The following is a 14733-nucleotide window of genomic DNA, read 5'->3' as shown; positions in this document are numbered from 1 at the left end:
ACAACCGCGCGAATCGGTGGATTCAACCCCCGTCACACCCCACGACCGGTGTATGACGTGTGAACAGTCGGCGCTCGTCCACCGGGCCCCAGGTTCGTCCACATCCCCCACCCCCAGCCGGTCCACAGCCGTGAACGGGCTCGTGAGCGGTCGTTCCGGCGATTTCGTGTGGTTCTCCACAGCATCCACAACCGCTACTACGACGACGAACGATTTCTAGAGATCCTGTTCCGCCCCGACAGCTGGGGAGAACGACAAGAGCTGCGAGCGGCGATGCCGAACAACATCGATCGACCGGTTCGGTTGGCGGGCGGGTCCCCGCCGACTAGGGTCGGTCTGCGCCAGACGACCGCTGCCTTCAGCCAGTGCCGTCGGGCGCATCCCGCACCCGAACGAGCAGCTACTGAGGACGGTCCGTGTCGTGAAGCTCCAGGTCGAACGCGATGTGCTGGCCGAAGCGGTCACCTGGGCCGTACGCGGCCTCTCCACCCGCCCGCCCGTGCCCGTCCTCGCCGGCGTTCTGCTCGAGGCCTCCGAGGACTCGCTCACGCTGAGCGCGTTCGACTACGAGGTCTCGGCCAAGGTCACCGTCCCGGCGCAGGTCGACGAGCCGGGCGAGACCCTGGTGATGGGTCGCCTGCTCTCCGAGATCTCCCGGTCGCTGCCCGCCAAACCCGTCTCGCTGGCCGTCGACGGGGCCAAGCTGACGGTGTCCTGCGGTTCGAGCCGCTTCGCGCTGCAGCAGATGCCCACCGCGGACTACCCGACGCTGCCGATCTCGCCGGAGCCCAGCGGATCCGTGCAGGGCGACGTGTTCACCCAGGCGGTCGCGCAGGTCGCCATCGCGGCCGACCGCGGCGACACCCTGCCGATCCTGACCGGTGTCCGGATGGAGATCGAGGGCGACAAGCTCAGCCTGCTGGCCACCGACCGATACCGCCTGGCGTTGCGCGAACTGACCTGGAACCCCTCCACCGCGGACGCCTCGCACGTCGCGCTGATCCCCGCACGCACCCTGTCGGACACCGCCCGCGCCCTCGGCGCCTCGGGCACGGTCGGCATCGCGCTCGGACACGCGGCCGGCGGTGAGGGCCTCGTGGGATTCGAGGCCGGTCGCCGCCGCAGCACCAGCCGACTGCTGGACGGGGAGTACCCCAAGGTCACCGCGATCTTCCCGACGAGCGTCGACACCGTGGCCGTCCTCAACACCGCGACGCTGACCGAGGCGGTCAAGCGCGTCGCGCTGGTGGCGGAGCGCAACGCCGCTGTGCGGCTGCGGTTCAGCGAGGGCCAGGTCGGCATCGAGGCCGGTCAGGGCGACGACGCGCAGGCCAGCGAGGCCGTGGAGTGCAACCTGCAGGGTCCGGAGTTGGAGATCGCCTTCAACCCGCAGTTCCTCCTCGACGGGCTGGGAGCCATCGGCACGGCGTACGCGCGGATGTCGTTCACCCAGCCCAGCCGCCCCGCGGTGCTGTCCGGGCAGGCGGAGGCGGACGGCGACGCGGACGAAAGCTACCGGTACGTGCTCATGCCGGTGCGCTTCGCGAGCTAGACCGGGCGTAGCGAAGGTTGCGGGCGAGCGCAGCGAGTACGCGGCCGCAGCGCAGTCCGGGCGACGCTCGCGAACGAAGGGACAGCGAGCTAGACCGGGCGAAGCGAAGGTTGCGGGCGACGCTCACGAAGCAAGGGACAGCGAGCTAGACCGATCGCGATCGTCAGCAGGTTCGTGGTGTCGGCGCCAGGAAAGCGCTGACAACCGAGCGGGTCCTGCGTGATTGTCAGCGGATTCGTGGTGTCGGCGCCCTGAGGACGCTGACAACCGAGCGGGAGTAGCGTCGAGCCCGATGTCGGCTCGCGGATGTCGCGAGCACCTGACCCACCGGCGAACAAGGAGTTGGACATGCAGATCGGCTTGATCGGGCTGGGCAAGATGGGCGGCAACATGCGCGACCGCATCCGTGCCGCGGGTCACGAGGTCGTCGGCTACGACACCGACCAGAAGATCAGCGACGCCACGGACCTGAAGGACCTGGTGACCAAGCTGGACGCGCCCCGCGTGGTCTGGGTGATGGTGCCGGCCGGCAAGGTGACCGATTCCGTCATCGAGAGTCTGTCCAACCTGCTCGAACCGGGCGACCTGCTCGTGGACGGCGGCAACAGCAAGTTCACCGACGACGAGCGGCACGCCCAGGCGTTGGACAAGAAGGGCATCGCATTCGTCGACTGCGGCGTCTCGGGCGGGGTCTGGGGCAAGGAGGCCGGCTACGGCCTGATGTGCGGTGGCAGTGTCAAGGACGTCGACCGGGTGATGCCCGTCTTCGACGCTCTGCGTCCCGAGGGACCGCGCGACGAGGGCTTCGTGCACGCTGGCGACGTCGGCTCCGGGCACTACGTGAAGATGGTTCACAACGGCATCGAATACGGGATGATGCAGGCGTACGCCGAGGGCTACGAACTGCTCGCCGCCAAGGAGATCGTCACCGACGTACCGGCCGCCTTCAAGGCGTGGACCCGCGGCACCGTCGTGCGGTCCTGGCTGCAGGAGTTGATGGCCACCGCCCTGGCGAAGGACCCGCACTTCGACCAGATCTCCGGATTCGTCAACGACTCCGGCGAGGGGCGCTGGACCGTGCAGGAGGCCGTGGAGTACGGCGTCCCGATGCCGGTCATCTCCGCCTCGCTCTTCGCCCGGTTCGTCTCGCGTCAGGACGACTCCCCTGCGATGCAGGCCGTCTCCGCCATGCGCAATGAGTTCGGCGGGCACGCCGTGACCAAGAAGGGCCAGAAGGGCATCGTCACCGACCACTGAGCCTCACCCCACGAAGGTCGACGCTGAGTGGCATACATATGTGTCGAGTGCACCCCGTAGGAGTGCGCCACTGGAAACATAGGTATGCCACTCGGCGGGTCGGGCAAGAATCGGTTGTGCTCCTAGACTTCGCACGATGTACCTGCGACGGCTGACTCTGACCGGGTTCCGGTCCTATGAGCAGCTCGAGCTCGACTTCGAACCCGGGGTCACGACGTTGGTCGGGCGCAACGGGCAGGGCAAGACCAACCTCGTGGAGGCGGTCGGCTACCTCGCCACCCTCGGCTCGCACCGCGTCGCCACCGACCACCCGCTGATCCGGGCCGGTGACGAGCAGGCCGTCGTCCGCGCGGTCGTGGTGCGCGACGGGCGCGACCAGAGCATCGAGATCGAGATCAACCCCGGACGGGCCAATCGCGCCCGCCTCGGCAGGGGTGCCGCCGTGCGGCCCCGGGACATCCTCGGCAGCCTGCGGACCGTGCTCTTCGCCCCCGAGGACCTGGCGCTGGTGAAGGGGGACCCGGCCGGGCGGCGCCGCTTCCTGGACGACCTGCTGGTCGCGCGCCAACCACGGTGGGCCGCAGCGCGCTCGGACTACGACAAGATCCTCAAGCAGCGCAACGCGTTGCTGAAGAACGCCCGCACCAGCAGGAACGACGCGGCGCTGGCCGACTCGCTGCCCGTCTGGGACACCCACCTCGCCGCGACCGGGGCCAACCTGACGTACGCGCGGCTGCGGCTGCTGCGCGACCTCGCGCCGTACGTCGGGCAGGCCTACGACCAGGTCAGCGACAGCGTGTCCGGTGCCCGGATCGACTACCAGACGTCGCTGCCGGGGCTGGCGCCGGTGCCGTCCGGTGACGGCGCGGTGCCGACCGTGGAGGAGATCACCGCGGCGATGCACGCGGGCTTCGCCGAGCAGCGCAGCCGCGAGGTCGAGCGCGGCATCACCCTGGTCGGGCCGCACCGCGACGACCTGGAGCTGACCCTGGGCGAGCTGCCCGCCAAGGGGTACGCGAGCCACGGCGAGTCGTGGTCGTTCGCCCTCGCGCTGCGCCTGGCGGGCTACCAGTTGTTGCGCGCCGATGTGGCGACCGATCCGGTGCTCGTGCTGGACGACGTCTTCGCCGAGCTGGACGTCGGCCGGCGGACCCGCCTGGCTGCCCTGATCTCCGACTGCGAACAGGTACTCATCACAGCCGCGGTCCGCGACGATGTGCCGCCGGACCTGGCCGGCCGGCTCTACGACGTACGCCGGGGTGCGGTCACGGTGCCGCCGCCCGACCCGAGCGCATCGGCCGCCACAGCCCCGACCACTGACGAGGTCGAGAGCGACCCCTCCGACGCGACTCCGACGCGGGCCATCTCGTGAACGACGACGAGTCGCAGGAGCCGTCGGGCGCGGGCGAGGGCGCCGACGAGGAGCTGGTCGCCGACCGTTTCGCCGCGGCACGCGAAGCCGTCGCCCGGGCGCGAATGAGCGCCTCGGAGAAGGGATTCCGCCCCGGTGCCCGCATCCCGAAGCGCCGCCCGCGGGCCGGTGACATCGGGCAGGGCCGGGCCCAGGACGACGGGCGTGACCCGTCGCTGCTGGGCAACCAGTTCGACAAGCTGCTCTCCGAACGCGGCTGGCAGCTCGACGTCGCGGCCGGCGCCGTGATGGGCCGCTGGCGGGAGATCGTCGGCGAGGACGTCGCGGCGCACAGCGAACCCGTCGCGTACGCCGACGGGGTGCTCACCGTGAAGGCGGACTCCACGGCCTGGGCCACCCAGTTGAGACTGCTGGCCTCGACCCTGCTCGGCCGGATGGAGCAGGTCGTCGGGGCCGACGTGGTGACCGAGCTGCGGGTGACCGGACCGGGGTCTCCGTCGTGGTCGCACGGGCTGCGCAGCGCCCCCGGACGAGGGCCGCGCGACACCTACGGTTGAGCGAAACACCGGGTTCGCCCTTACCGTGGTGGGGCAATCTGTACGCAACGGCAGGATTTCCTTTACCGTGTCAGACCACCACGACCCACGTACGCCGGCGAGCGACGACACCTTCGACGACCTTTTCCCGGCCGATCGGGGATCCCGCGCACGAGCCGCGGACCACCCCACCGACCCCGCAGGATTCGCACCGATGGCCCCGGGCGGGCCCGGGTACGACGAGCCCCCTCCGGTCGCGCCCGGACGCGCCAGGTCGGCGCCGCCGGCGTACGACGGGGGGCCTGTCGGCTCTCCCCCGCCCCCGCGCGGCGCCAGCATGGTGCTGCCCTGGGTGGTGATCGGCGCCTCGGTGCTGGCGATCGCGGTCGTCGGGTTCATGATCCTGCGCGGCCAGCGCACCCACCCCAACACCGCGGCGAGCACCACCCCCGTGGTGACCCGGACCGTGACGAGCACCCCGCCACCGTCCGCGCCGTCCACCTCGTCATCCGCGCCGAGCAGCAACTCGCCGTCGAGCAAGGCGTCGACCCCGGCGCCCGCCACCGCTCCGCCGCCCGGTTTCGAGAAGTGCCAGGGCACGGACACCGGATACAAGGTGAGCGGCTCGGGGACGACATGCGCCTTCGTGGCCGACGTCGCGAACCAGGCGACCGCGCGAGCGGCGTCCACGAGCGGCGGCAGTTTCAGCTTCGACGCCACGAGCGCGGCGACCAAGCAGACCTACCAGCTCAACTGCGTGATCGGGCCCTACATCCAGTGCACGATCCCGCCGAGCGGGTCCCGGACGTCGCCGACGTTCATCGACGTGATGCGCAAGTGACCCGACGCCGCTGATGCGCGCTGCACGGGCTCTTCGGGGCCTGGGACGTACCGGTGGTCGTGAAGGGCATCGTTCTGGCCGGGAATGCGGCTCATATGGCGATCCTGAGGATGTCCTGTCGCCGCGGGAGGGTAGACTGGACGCTGACCCCAAGGTCCCGTCGGCAGTCAACGCGCATCCGTGCGCGAGGGTCGGCGCACCGATCGACACGGGGTCACTCTTGCGTCATCACCCGAAGGAGCAGCGTGCCGCAGCCTGCCTCGTCCGCGAACGGCCCCGACGACTCGACATCGAACGAGACACCCGATCTCGACGGTGCGATCGGCGGTCCCGAGACCACCGGTGACCCGGTCCCCGCCGCTCCCGCAACCCCCAAGCCCCCCGTCGCCGACGAACCGGCGTACGACGCCGACTCGATCCAGGTGCTCGAGGGCCTGGAGGCGGTGCGCAAGCGACCCGGCATGTACATCGGCTCGACGGGTGAGCGCGGTCTGCACCACCTGGTCACCGAGATCGTCGACAACGCGGTCGACGAGGCGCTGGCCGGGCACAACGACCGGGTCGACGTCACCCTCCTGGCCGACGGCGGCGTGCGGGTCATCGACCAGGGTCGTGGCATCCCCGTCGGCATCCACCCGACCGAGGGCGTCTCCACCGTGCAGGTCGTGCTGACCCAGCTGCACGCGGGCGGCAAGTTCGGCGGCGGCGGGTACAAGGTCTCCGGCGGGTTGCACGGCGTCGGCTCCTCGGTCGTCAACGCCCTGTCCACCCGGCTCATCGCCGAGGTGCGCCAGGCCGGCCGCCGCTGGGTGATGGAGTTCGAGAACGGCGTACCGCTGGCTCCGCTGGAGGACGTCGGTCCCACCGACACCCCGGACGACCACGGCACGACGATCACCTTCTGGGCCAACGCGGACATCTTCGAGACGGTCCGCTACACCTTCGACACCCTGCGGGCGCGCTTCCAGCAGATGGCCTTCCTGAACAAGGGCCTGACGCTGACGCTGACCGACGAGCGGCCCGGGCACAGCGACGCCGATGACGAGGCCGCGCTCGACGAGGCCGCCGCCGAGGGCAACGAGGCGCCGACGGGTGCGCCCGAGCGCGTCGAGTACCGCTACGACAACGGGTTGCTGGACTACGTGGCCTACCTCAACTCGTCCAAGAAGAACGAGCCGGTGCACGACGAGATCATCTGGTTCGAGCACGAGGATCCCGATCGTCTGCTGTCGGTCGAGGTCGCGATGCAGTGGACCGCGGCGTACGCCGAGTCGGTGCACACCTATGCGAACGCGATCAACACGCACGAGGGCGGCACTCACGAAGAGGGCTTCCGCGCGGCGATGACCACGCTCATCAACAACTTCGCGCGCGAGCAGAAGCTGTTGAAGGAGAAGGACGACAACCTCACGGGCGACGACATCCGCGAGGGTCTGACCGCCGTGGTGTCGGTCAAGCTCGGTGAGCCGCAGTTCGAGGGGCAGACCAAGACCAAGCTCGGCAACTCCGAGGTCAAGGGCTTCGTGCAGGGCGCGGTCCGCGAGGAGCTGCAGCACTGGCTGGCCCAGCACCCCAACGAGGGCAAGATGATCGTGCGCAAGTCGGTGCAGGCTGCCGCGGCGCGGCTGGCGGCCCGCAAGGCGCGCGAGGCCACGCGGCGCAAGGGCCTGCTGGAGTCCGGTGGCCTGCCCGGCAAGCTGCGGGACTGCCAGTCCAAGGACCCCACGATCAGCGAGGTCTTCATCGTCGAGGGCGACTCGGCGGGCGGCTCGGCGACCCAGGGCCGCAACCCGCACAACCAGGCCATCCTGCCGATTCGCGGCAAGATCCTGAACGTCGAGAAGGCCCGTATCGACAAGGTGCTGGCCAACAACGAGGTCCAGGCGCTCATCTCGGCGTTCGGAACGGGCATCGCCGAGGACTTCGACATCACCAAGGCGCGCTATCACAAGATCGTGCTGATGGCCGATGCCGATGTCGACGGCATGCACATCCGGACGTTGCTGCTGACGCTGCTCTTCCGCTTCATGCGTCCGCTGGTCGAGGCCGGTTTCGTCTACCTGGCGCAGCCGCCGCTCTACCGGATCAAGTGGAGCAACCACGAGCACGAGTTCGCCTACTCCGACCGGGAGCGCGACGGACTGATCGCGCAGGGTCAGAGCCAGGGCTGGCGACTGCCGAAGGACGCGCCGACGCAGCGCTACAAGGGTCTGGGCGAGATGAACGACCACGAGCTGTGGGACACCACCATGGACCCGGACCACCGCACCCTGCTGCAGATCACCCTGGACGACGCAGCGGCGGCTGACGAGATCTTCGCGGTGCTGATGGGCGAAGACGTGGAGTCGCGGCGCGGGTTCATCCAGCGCAATGCCCGGGATGTTCGTTTCCTAGACATCTAGCACTCGCGAGTGTCCGCAGAATCGCGCAGACGGGTGCACGAATTCGCGGACACTCGCAGGTGCAGCCCATCGCTTGAGAAGAAACAACTGAGGATCAAGGGAATTCATGTCTGACGTGACAGGCCCACCGGACGGCGAAGGCCCCGGGCGCACCGGCATCGAGGCCACCGACCTCAACGCGGAGATGCAGCGCAGCTACATCGAGTACGCGATGAGCGTGATCGTGAGCCGCGCGCTGCCCGACGTACGCGACGGGTTGAAGCCGGTGCACCGCCGCATCGTCTACGCGATGTACGACGGTGGCTACCGTCCCGACCGCGGGTACAACAAGTGCAGCCGCGTCGTCGGTGACGTGATGGGTCACTACCACCCGCACGGTGACGCGCCGATCTACGACGCCATGGTGCGGCTGGTGCAGCCGTGGTCGATGCGCTACCCGCTGGTCGACGGGCAGGGCAACTTCGGCTCGCCGGGCAACGACGGGGCTGCGGCGCCGCGGTACACCGAGTGCCGGATGACGCAGCTGTCGATGGAGCTCGTACGCGACATCCACGAGGAGACCGTCGACTTCGAGCCCAATTACGACGGCAAGACGATGCAGCCGGTCGTGCTGCCGGCGCGCTACCCCAACCTGTTGGTCAACGGCTCGGCCGGCATCGCGGTCGGGATGGCGACCCAGATCCCGCCGCACAACCTGCGCGAGGTCGCCTCGGGCGCCCTGTGGCTGCTGGAGAACCCGGAGGTGACTCGGGAGGAGCTGCTGGAGAAGCTGCTCACCCTGATCCCGGGCCCGGACTTCCCGACCGGCGCCCTGGTGCTCGGTCGCCGTGGCATCGAGGACGCGTACCGCACCGGTCGTGGCTCGATCACGATGCGCGCGGTGGTGGAGGTCGAGGAGATCCAGGGCCGTCAGTGCCTCGTGGTCACCGAGCTGCCGTACCAGGTCAACCGGGACGCATTGGCGGAGAAGATCGCCCAGCAGGTCAAGGACGGGCGGATCGCCGGCATCGCCGACCTGCGCGACGAGAGCTCCGGTCGTACGGGGCAGCGCCTGGTCATCGTGCTGAAGCGCGACGCCGTGGCCAAGGTGGTGCTGAACAACCTCTACAAGCACACCCAGCTGCAGCAGAACTTCGGCGCCAACATGCTGGCCCTGGTCGACGGCGTGCCGCGCACGCTGCCGATCAGCTCGTTCATCAAGCACTGGGTCGACCACCAGATCGAGGTCATCCGCCGGCGTACCGAGTACCGGCTGCGCAAGGCCGAGGAGCAGATCCACCTGCTGCGCGGCTACCTCAAGGCGCTGGAGATGCTCGACGAGGTCATCGCCCTGATCCGGCGCAGCCCGTCCGCGGACGAGGCACGCACCGGGCTGATGGAGCTGCTGGACGTCGACGAGCTGCAGGCGCGGGCGATCCTCGACCTGCAGCTGCGCCGGCTGGCCGCGATGGAGCGTCAGCGGATCACCGACGACCACGACGAGCTGCAGCGGATGATCGAGGACTACCAGGACATCCTGGCTAAGCCCGAGCGGCAGCGCGGCATCGTCAGCACCGAGCTGGGCGAGATCGTCGACAAGTACGGCGACGAGCGGCGTACCCAGATCGTGCCCTTCGACGGTGACATGTCGATGGAGGACCTGATCCCCGAGGAGGACGTGGTCGTCACGATCACCCGCGGGGGCTACGCCAAGCGCGTCAAGATGGCCGAGTACCGCTCCCAGCGGCGCGGCGGCAAGGGCGTGCGCGGTGCGCAACTGCGCGGCGACGACGTGGTGTCGACCTTCTTCACCACCTCCACCCACCACTGGCTGCTCTTCTTCACCAACGCCGGGCGGGTCTACCGGATCAAGGCGTACGAGCTGCCGGAGAGTTCGCGGGACGCCAAGGGCCAGCACGTCGCCAACCTGCTGGCGTTCCAGCCGGACGAGCAGATCGCCCAGGTGATGGCGCTGCGCGACTACACGACCGACCCGTACCTGCTGCTCGCGACCCGTCGCGGGCTGGTCAAGAAGACCCGGCTGACCGAGTACGACTCGCCGCGCTCCGGCGGGCTGATCGCGGTCAACCTGCGTGACGGTGACGAGTTGGTCGCGGCGGCGCTGGCCGCACCCCTGGACGACGTACTGCTGGTCTCCCGCAAGGGCCAGTCGGTGCGCTTCCACGCCACCGACGACAGCCTGCGGCCGATGGGTCGTGGCACCTCGGGTGTGACGGGCATGAAGTTCCGTGACGGCGACGAGCTGCTGGCGATGAACGTCGTACCCGAAGGCGAGGACCCCGACGTCTTCGTGGTCTTCGAGAACGGCCTGGCCAAGCGGACCGCCAGCTCGGACTACCCGACCAAGGGCCGGGCCACGCTCGGGGTGAAGGTCGCCAACATCTCCGAACGCGGCGGTGACCTCGTCGGTGCCCTGATCACCCACGACGGCGACGAGGTGCTGGTCGTGATGGAGAAGGGCAAGATCGTGCGGTCCCGGGTGGATGAGGTGCGGCGTACCGGCCGATCCACCCAGGGAGTGCAGTTCGCGACCCCCGACAAGGGCGACGCGATCGTGGCCGTGGCGCGCAATGCGGAGGCAGAGGTCGAAGAGCTGGCCGATGATGCCGTAGCGTCAGTCGAGGAAAACCCTGTACCCGGCGAGACTGGGACTACAGATCCGCAGGAGTCTGGAGATCCTGAGTGAGCACTGACACGCCGAATGACACCGCACGGGCCGGGAACGACAGCCCCGCGGCGCGCCTACCGGGCAAAGCCGGGACCTCTGGGGCCCGCAAGGCCCCTGCACCCGCACCCGCGGCGAACCGTGGGGGCAGGCCCGCGCCCCGACCGGCCGCCCGTACGTCGCGGCCCGGTCGCGCGACCCCGCGCCGGGTCCGGCTCTCGCTGTCCCGGGTCGACCCCTGGTCGGTCTTCAAGATCGCCTTCCTGCTCTCGGTCGCCGTGGCAATCGCGGGCGTGGTGATGACCGGGGTGCTGTGGACCGTGCTGTCCGGGATGGGCGTCTTCGGCAACCTCAACGACCTGTTGCGGTCGATGGACCGCAAGGGCAGCTCGTTCAACTTGATGGACTACATCGGCTTCGGGCGGGTGATGTCGCTGTCGGTGGTCATCGGCGTGATCGACATCTTCCTGATGACGGCGATCGCGACCCTGGGCGCGTTCCTCTACAACATCTGCTCCTCGCTGGTCGGCGGCCTGCACCTCACGCTGACCGACGAGTGACATCGGGTGTACGGGTGCGCTCGATCGGGCGCCCGCGTACACCCAACTCTCGCTTGGACCGCCGGCGTTTTGGCTGGTCCCGGGGGGTTGAGGTAACCTCGTTCGGCGCCTGACCCGCGGTTTCGTGGGTGGGCGCACTGCGGTGATACGGGCCTATAGCTCAGTCGGTTAGAGCGCTTCCCTGATAAGGAAGAGGCCACAGGTTCAAGTCCTGTTAGGCCCACCACCAGCCGTTCGGTACGCGCTCCCCGCGCGTGCCCGTCGTACCGTCCAGGAGGATCGATGCTCAAGAAGATCGTCGTGCTGGCAGGTGCTGCCGCAGCGGCTGCTGCCTTCAAGAAGAAGCGGGACCAGGACAAGGCCGGCAAGGACCTGTGGGCCCAGGCCGCCGACAAGCCCCCCACAGGCGGCTCGTCGGGCGTCTGATCCGGCTCCGCGCCGTACGGCGCGACTCCTAGCTGCACCTCGATGTGCAGGTAGGAACACCAGAGCCTGGGGTGTTAGCTCAGTTGGTAGAGCATCGCCTTTGCAAGGCGAGGGTCAGGGGTTCGAATCCCCTACACTCCACAATTCGCAGGTCAGAGGCCCTCTCCGCTCAGGCGGGAGGGCCTTCGCCATGTCCGTAGCCCAGGGAAGTACGGCGGCGGCCGCGACCTCTGGTGAGCCCTGATGAGACGTCGGTCTGCAGGACGGCCCGAAAACGCGGGGCCTTCCGAGAGGGTCTCAGCCGACCGATGTCTCGTCGGCGCAGGGCGGTCACTGCTCGATGGGGCGCGGTTGCGGTGGGCGAACCCTGGGGAGCAGGTCGGGAAAGCCGACATCGGGCAAGGCCGCGATGTCGTCGGGTTCGACCGCGGCGCGTGGGGACGTGGCTAGCTGGTCCCGGAAGGTCGTCGCTGCATCGCGATGAGCCCCTGGCCCATCCAGGCGATAGCGAGGCGGCAGCATCGGCCCGAACAGCAACGGCTCGGCCAGGTCAGGGCGGGCGCGGATGTCGGGCGCCACTCCAGCGGCATCGGCCAGGGTGAGAGCAAGGACGTTGTGCGAGTCGATCGGCGGCGGAGCGGTAGCAACACTTGCGCGTGCGGCTCGCGCGTCCGGCTCTGGTCCGACACCGGCCCATGAGTTGACGATCCAGCGGGCTTGCAGTTCGAGCAACGGGAAGTAGGGCCCCTGCAGAGCGAACTGACCGATGACGCCGAAGCCCGGAAGGTCTGGATGCATGGTCCGGTGGTGCAGTCGCAGATCGGGTCGCAGTACCGCCCACAGATCCTGGGACAGGTAAGGAAGGTCGAGGCGGTATCCGGTCGCGCAGATGATCGCATCGACTCGTTCGCAGCTGCCGTCGGCGAAGGTCACCCGATCCCCGAGCGCCGTCATGATGGCCGGCCGGCATGCGATTGATCCGGCCTGTATCTGCGTGAGGTAGTCCTGGGAGAGCGAGTGGCCGGCGAGGAAGAAGTCGGCGCTGGGTTCAGGCGCTCCGAAGTCGGCTGGATTCCCGGCGACCCGCAGCACGCGCTCGCGCAGGAGGGCGCCATAGCTCTGCGGCGCCATCACTGCCCGCCGGAGCGCTCCGATGTGGGTGTACCACTGCCAATCCGAGGAGACTCCGGCCACGTTCTTCTGCAGGACGTAGCGCGGTTTGCGATAGGCGGAGATGACGCTGGTCGTTGCCGCGAGATCGGATGCGATCTCGTGCCCGCTCACGCCGTTGCCGTACACCAGCACACGCCGCCCGCGGAAGTGGTCGGCACCGGGGTAGTCGAAGGCGTGCAGCATCTCACCGGTGAAGCCGTCCAAACCGGCCGGTAGCACCGGAGCACGGAACCGTCCGGACGCCAGAACGACCGCGTCGAACGGCTCGTCGTTCACCCTCCACGCCGGACGCAGATCGGTGACACGCGTCCCGAACCGGATGCGCTCGGTCACTCCGAACGCGTCGGAGTACGAGCGGAGGTAGTCCTGGATCTGCTCGGCGAACGGATGCAACTCGTGCGTCAAAGGCACCCGGTGATCGGAGAACGCGGTCATCGCCCGGCTGGTGTTCGTCCGCATGCCCGGCCAGATCCCGCTGTGCGCGGCCGTGGTGTTCCACTGCCCGCCGAGGTCGTCGCTCGCCTCGAACACGGTCACATCGAACCCGGCCTCGATCGCATGCTTCGCTGCCAGGAGACCACCGGGGCCAGCCCCGATCACCGCGACGCGCGCCCCCACCACAAGACGCTGCACGAGGCCCACCTCCAGCCGATCGATCCAATTCGTCGTTCCCCGCCTCGCGGGCCGAGCGTCCTCGCCATCACTACCTGTGTTCGGCAGTACGGACAGGATGTCAGCCTCGCGCTCCGAGCGGCATCGATCACGGTAAGGATCACCACGACCTGCCCGTCAGTGTTGGCGCCGCGCGCGCGGTGTACTGGCAGACACCACTCGCGGACCCCCCTCCGAACAGCGGCGACCGTACGACCCATCAGTGGTGGGTCAGTTCAATCAGGTGAGCAACTCCTCGATGTGGCTGGCGACGAGGTCGGGTCGAGAGATGAAGGGGTGGTGCCCGGTGTCCATCTCGACGGCCCTGGTGGCTCGGCTCGCATGGAATCGCTGCAGCTCGACCGAGGTGCTGCGGTCATCACGGCAGACGATGTAGGTGGAGTCGACGCTCTGCCACCCGGCAGCGCTCGTGACCGTGGTGAAGGCACCCACCGCCTGAGGGGTCACACGGCTCCAGGCTTGTTTCTGGGTGCCCCGGTCGGTGTCTTGGAGAAACCTGGCGCCGAACGAATCCGCGTCATATCCGGTGACGCCGAGCAGGCCGCCTCCGATGTCGCCGATTCTCACCGGGTTCGCTTCCCGGCTCACGATGTCACTCTGTGCCTGTCCGACGTCGGGCAGGTAGGACGACACGTACACCAGGTGTGCCACCGACGGATGGTGGCCTGCTTCGGCGATGACGGTTCCGCCGTAGGAATGGCCGACAACGATCGCGGAGTCCACCAGGTCCAGCTCGCGACGCAGCGATGCCGCGTCTGCAACAAGGCCTCCGGCCGCTTCCTCCGGTGTGGTCTCGCCACACGATGGCAAGGCCAGCGCACGACTGGTCATCCCGGTGCGCTCTCGTAATACGTCAGCAGTCGGCTGCCACCACCATGCACCGTCGCGCACCAGTGCTCCGTGAACGAAGATCACTTCCATTGGCTGCCCCTTGCGTCATCGTTCCCGTACGCCCGACGCTATCCGCAACGCCTAGTACGAGCGAAAGGCGCATAACCGCAGCGCCGTCGGGCCATTGAATTACGTCAGACGAGCGTTTCGCGAAGGGGAGCGACCTGGCTGGGTCGACGATCTGGAGAACCTCAGGTCCGCTGTAAGTGTGCTTCTTTGATGCGCTCTCTCGGTGGAGTCCATGGTGCGAGGTGGGTGTCGGGTGTAGTTCAGCAAGGTCGGGATGTGCCGTTCACCGGACGGCTGGGGTTCGGGGCTGAAACTGACGGGTAGCGGTCCGCGGCGGAGCAGCAAGCCGGCCAGGATGGCGACCCGCGAACAGGGCG

The 14733-nt window shown here is 68.6% G+C and carries 11 protein-coding genes and 2 tRNA genes; 11 read left to right on the top strand and 2 right to left on the bottom strand.

The window, feature by feature from the left end:
- Positions 1 to 421: 421 nt before the first annotated feature.
- The 11 genes from dnaN (at position 422) to J4030_RS14055 (ending at position 11752) form a co-directional block, all read left to right on the top strand.
- Positions 422 to 1552 carry a DNA polymerase III subunit beta gene (dnaN, locus tag J4030_RS14105; protein WP_208049869.1) on the top strand — a complete coding sequence of 377 codons (1131 nt, stop codon included), beginning with the start codon at positions 422 to 424 and terminating at the stop codon, positions 1550 to 1552.
- A gap of 348 nt (positions 1553 to 1900) precedes the next feature.
- Positions 1901 to 2809, top strand: coding sequence for a phosphogluconate dehydrogenase (NAD(+)-dependent, decarboxylating) (gene gnd, locus J4030_RS14100; RefSeq protein WP_208049868.1), 909 nt, complete (start codon positions 1901 to 1903; stop codon positions 2807 to 2809).
- A 136-nt stretch (positions 2810 to 2945) separates the two neighbouring features.
- A complete protein-coding gene (recF, locus tag J4030_RS14095) occupies positions 2946 to 4181 on the top strand; it encodes a DNA replication/repair protein RecF (protein WP_208049867.1) in 1236 nt (411 codons plus the stop codon).
- Positions 4178 to 4738, top strand: coding sequence for a DciA family protein (locus tag J4030_RS14090; protein WP_307864705.1), 561 nt, complete (start codon positions 4178 to 4180; stop codon positions 4736 to 4738). The genes recF and J4030_RS14090 overlap by 4 nt, the downstream gene beginning before the upstream one ends.
- 67 nt (positions 4739 to 4805) lie before the next feature.
- Positions 4806 to 5558, top strand: a complete 753-nt coding sequence (locus J4030_RS14085; protein WP_208049866.1) for a hypothetical protein — start codon at positions 4806 to 4808, stop codon at positions 5556 to 5558.
- Between the two features lie 320 nt (positions 5559 to 5878).
- Positions 5879 to 7960: a DNA topoisomerase (ATP-hydrolyzing) subunit B gene (gene gyrB / locus J4030_RS14080; protein WP_374221999.1), complete on the top strand. Its 2082-nt coding sequence runs from the start codon at positions 5879 to 5881 to the stop codon at positions 7958 to 7960.
- Between the two features lie 106 nt (positions 7961 to 8066).
- Entirely contained in the window at positions 8067 to 10646 is a 2580-nt protein-coding gene (gene gyrA / locus J4030_RS14075; protein WP_208049865.1) for a DNA gyrase subunit A, read from the top strand.
- Positions 10643 to 11185, top strand: coding sequence for a DUF3566 domain-containing protein (locus tag J4030_RS18570; RefSeq protein WP_208049864.1), 543 nt, complete (start codon positions 10643 to 10645; stop codon positions 11183 to 11185). The genes gyrA and J4030_RS18570 overlap by 4 nt, the downstream gene beginning before the upstream one ends.
- 149 nt (positions 11186 to 11334) lie before the next feature.
- A tRNA-Ile gene (locus tag J4030_RS14065) sits at positions 11335 to 11411 on the top strand.
- 56 nt (positions 11412 to 11467) lie between these two features.
- On the top strand, positions 11468 to 11611 hold the full coding sequence (locus J4030_RS14060) for a DLW-39 family protein (protein ID WP_179483397.1): 144 nt from the start codon (positions 11468 to 11470) through the stop codon (positions 11609 to 11611).
- A gap of 68 nt (positions 11612 to 11679) precedes the next feature.
- A tRNA-Ala gene (locus J4030_RS14055) sits at positions 11680 to 11752 on the top strand.
- A 189-nt stretch (positions 11753 to 11941) separates the two neighbouring features.
- Here the strand turns inward: J4030_RS14055 and J4030_RS14050 are convergent.
- Positions 11942 to 13417 (bottom strand): FAD-dependent oxidoreductase, encoded by a 1476-nt coding sequence (locus J4030_RS14050; protein WP_208049863.1) that lies wholly within the window; start codon positions 13415 to 13417, stop codon positions 11942 to 11944.
- 258 nt (positions 13418 to 13675) lie between these two features.
- Complete coding sequence (locus J4030_RS14045) at positions 13676 to 14377, bottom strand: alpha/beta hydrolase (protein WP_208049862.1); 702 nt, start codon at positions 14375 to 14377, stop codon at positions 13676 to 13678.
- Positions 14378 to 14733 lie beyond the last annotated feature (356 nt).

It is taken from the genome of Allobranchiibius sp. CTAmp26, assembly GCF_017565405.1.
Taxonomy (GTDB): Bacteria; Actinomycetota; Actinomycetes; order Actinomycetales; family Dermatophilaceae; genus Allobranchiibius.
This window is presented reverse-complemented; position numbering and strand designations above follow the sequence as displayed.

What these genes read in the sequence shown, in the direction of transcription:
- gnd (WP_208049868.1), top strand. Translation starts at nt 1,901, where the DNA reads ATGCAGATCGGCTTGATCGGGCTGGGCAAGATGGGCGGCAACATGCGC.
- recF (WP_208049867.1), top strand. Translation starts at nt 2,946, where the DNA reads ATGTACCTGCGACGGCTGACTCTGACCGGGTTCCGGTCCTATGAGCAG.
- gyrA (WP_208049865.1), top strand. Translation starts at nt 8,067, where the DNA reads ATGTCTGACGTGACAGGCCCACCGGACGGCGAAGGCCCCGGGCGCACC.
- J4030_RS14060 (WP_179483397.1), top strand. Translation starts at nt 11,468, where the DNA reads ATGCTCAAGAAGATCGTCGTGCTGGCAGGTGCTGCCGCAGCGGCTGCT.
- J4030_RS14045 (WP_208049862.1), bottom strand. Translation starts at nt 14,377, where the DNA reads ATGGAAGTGATCTTCGTTCACGGAGCACTGGTGCGCGACGGTGCATGG.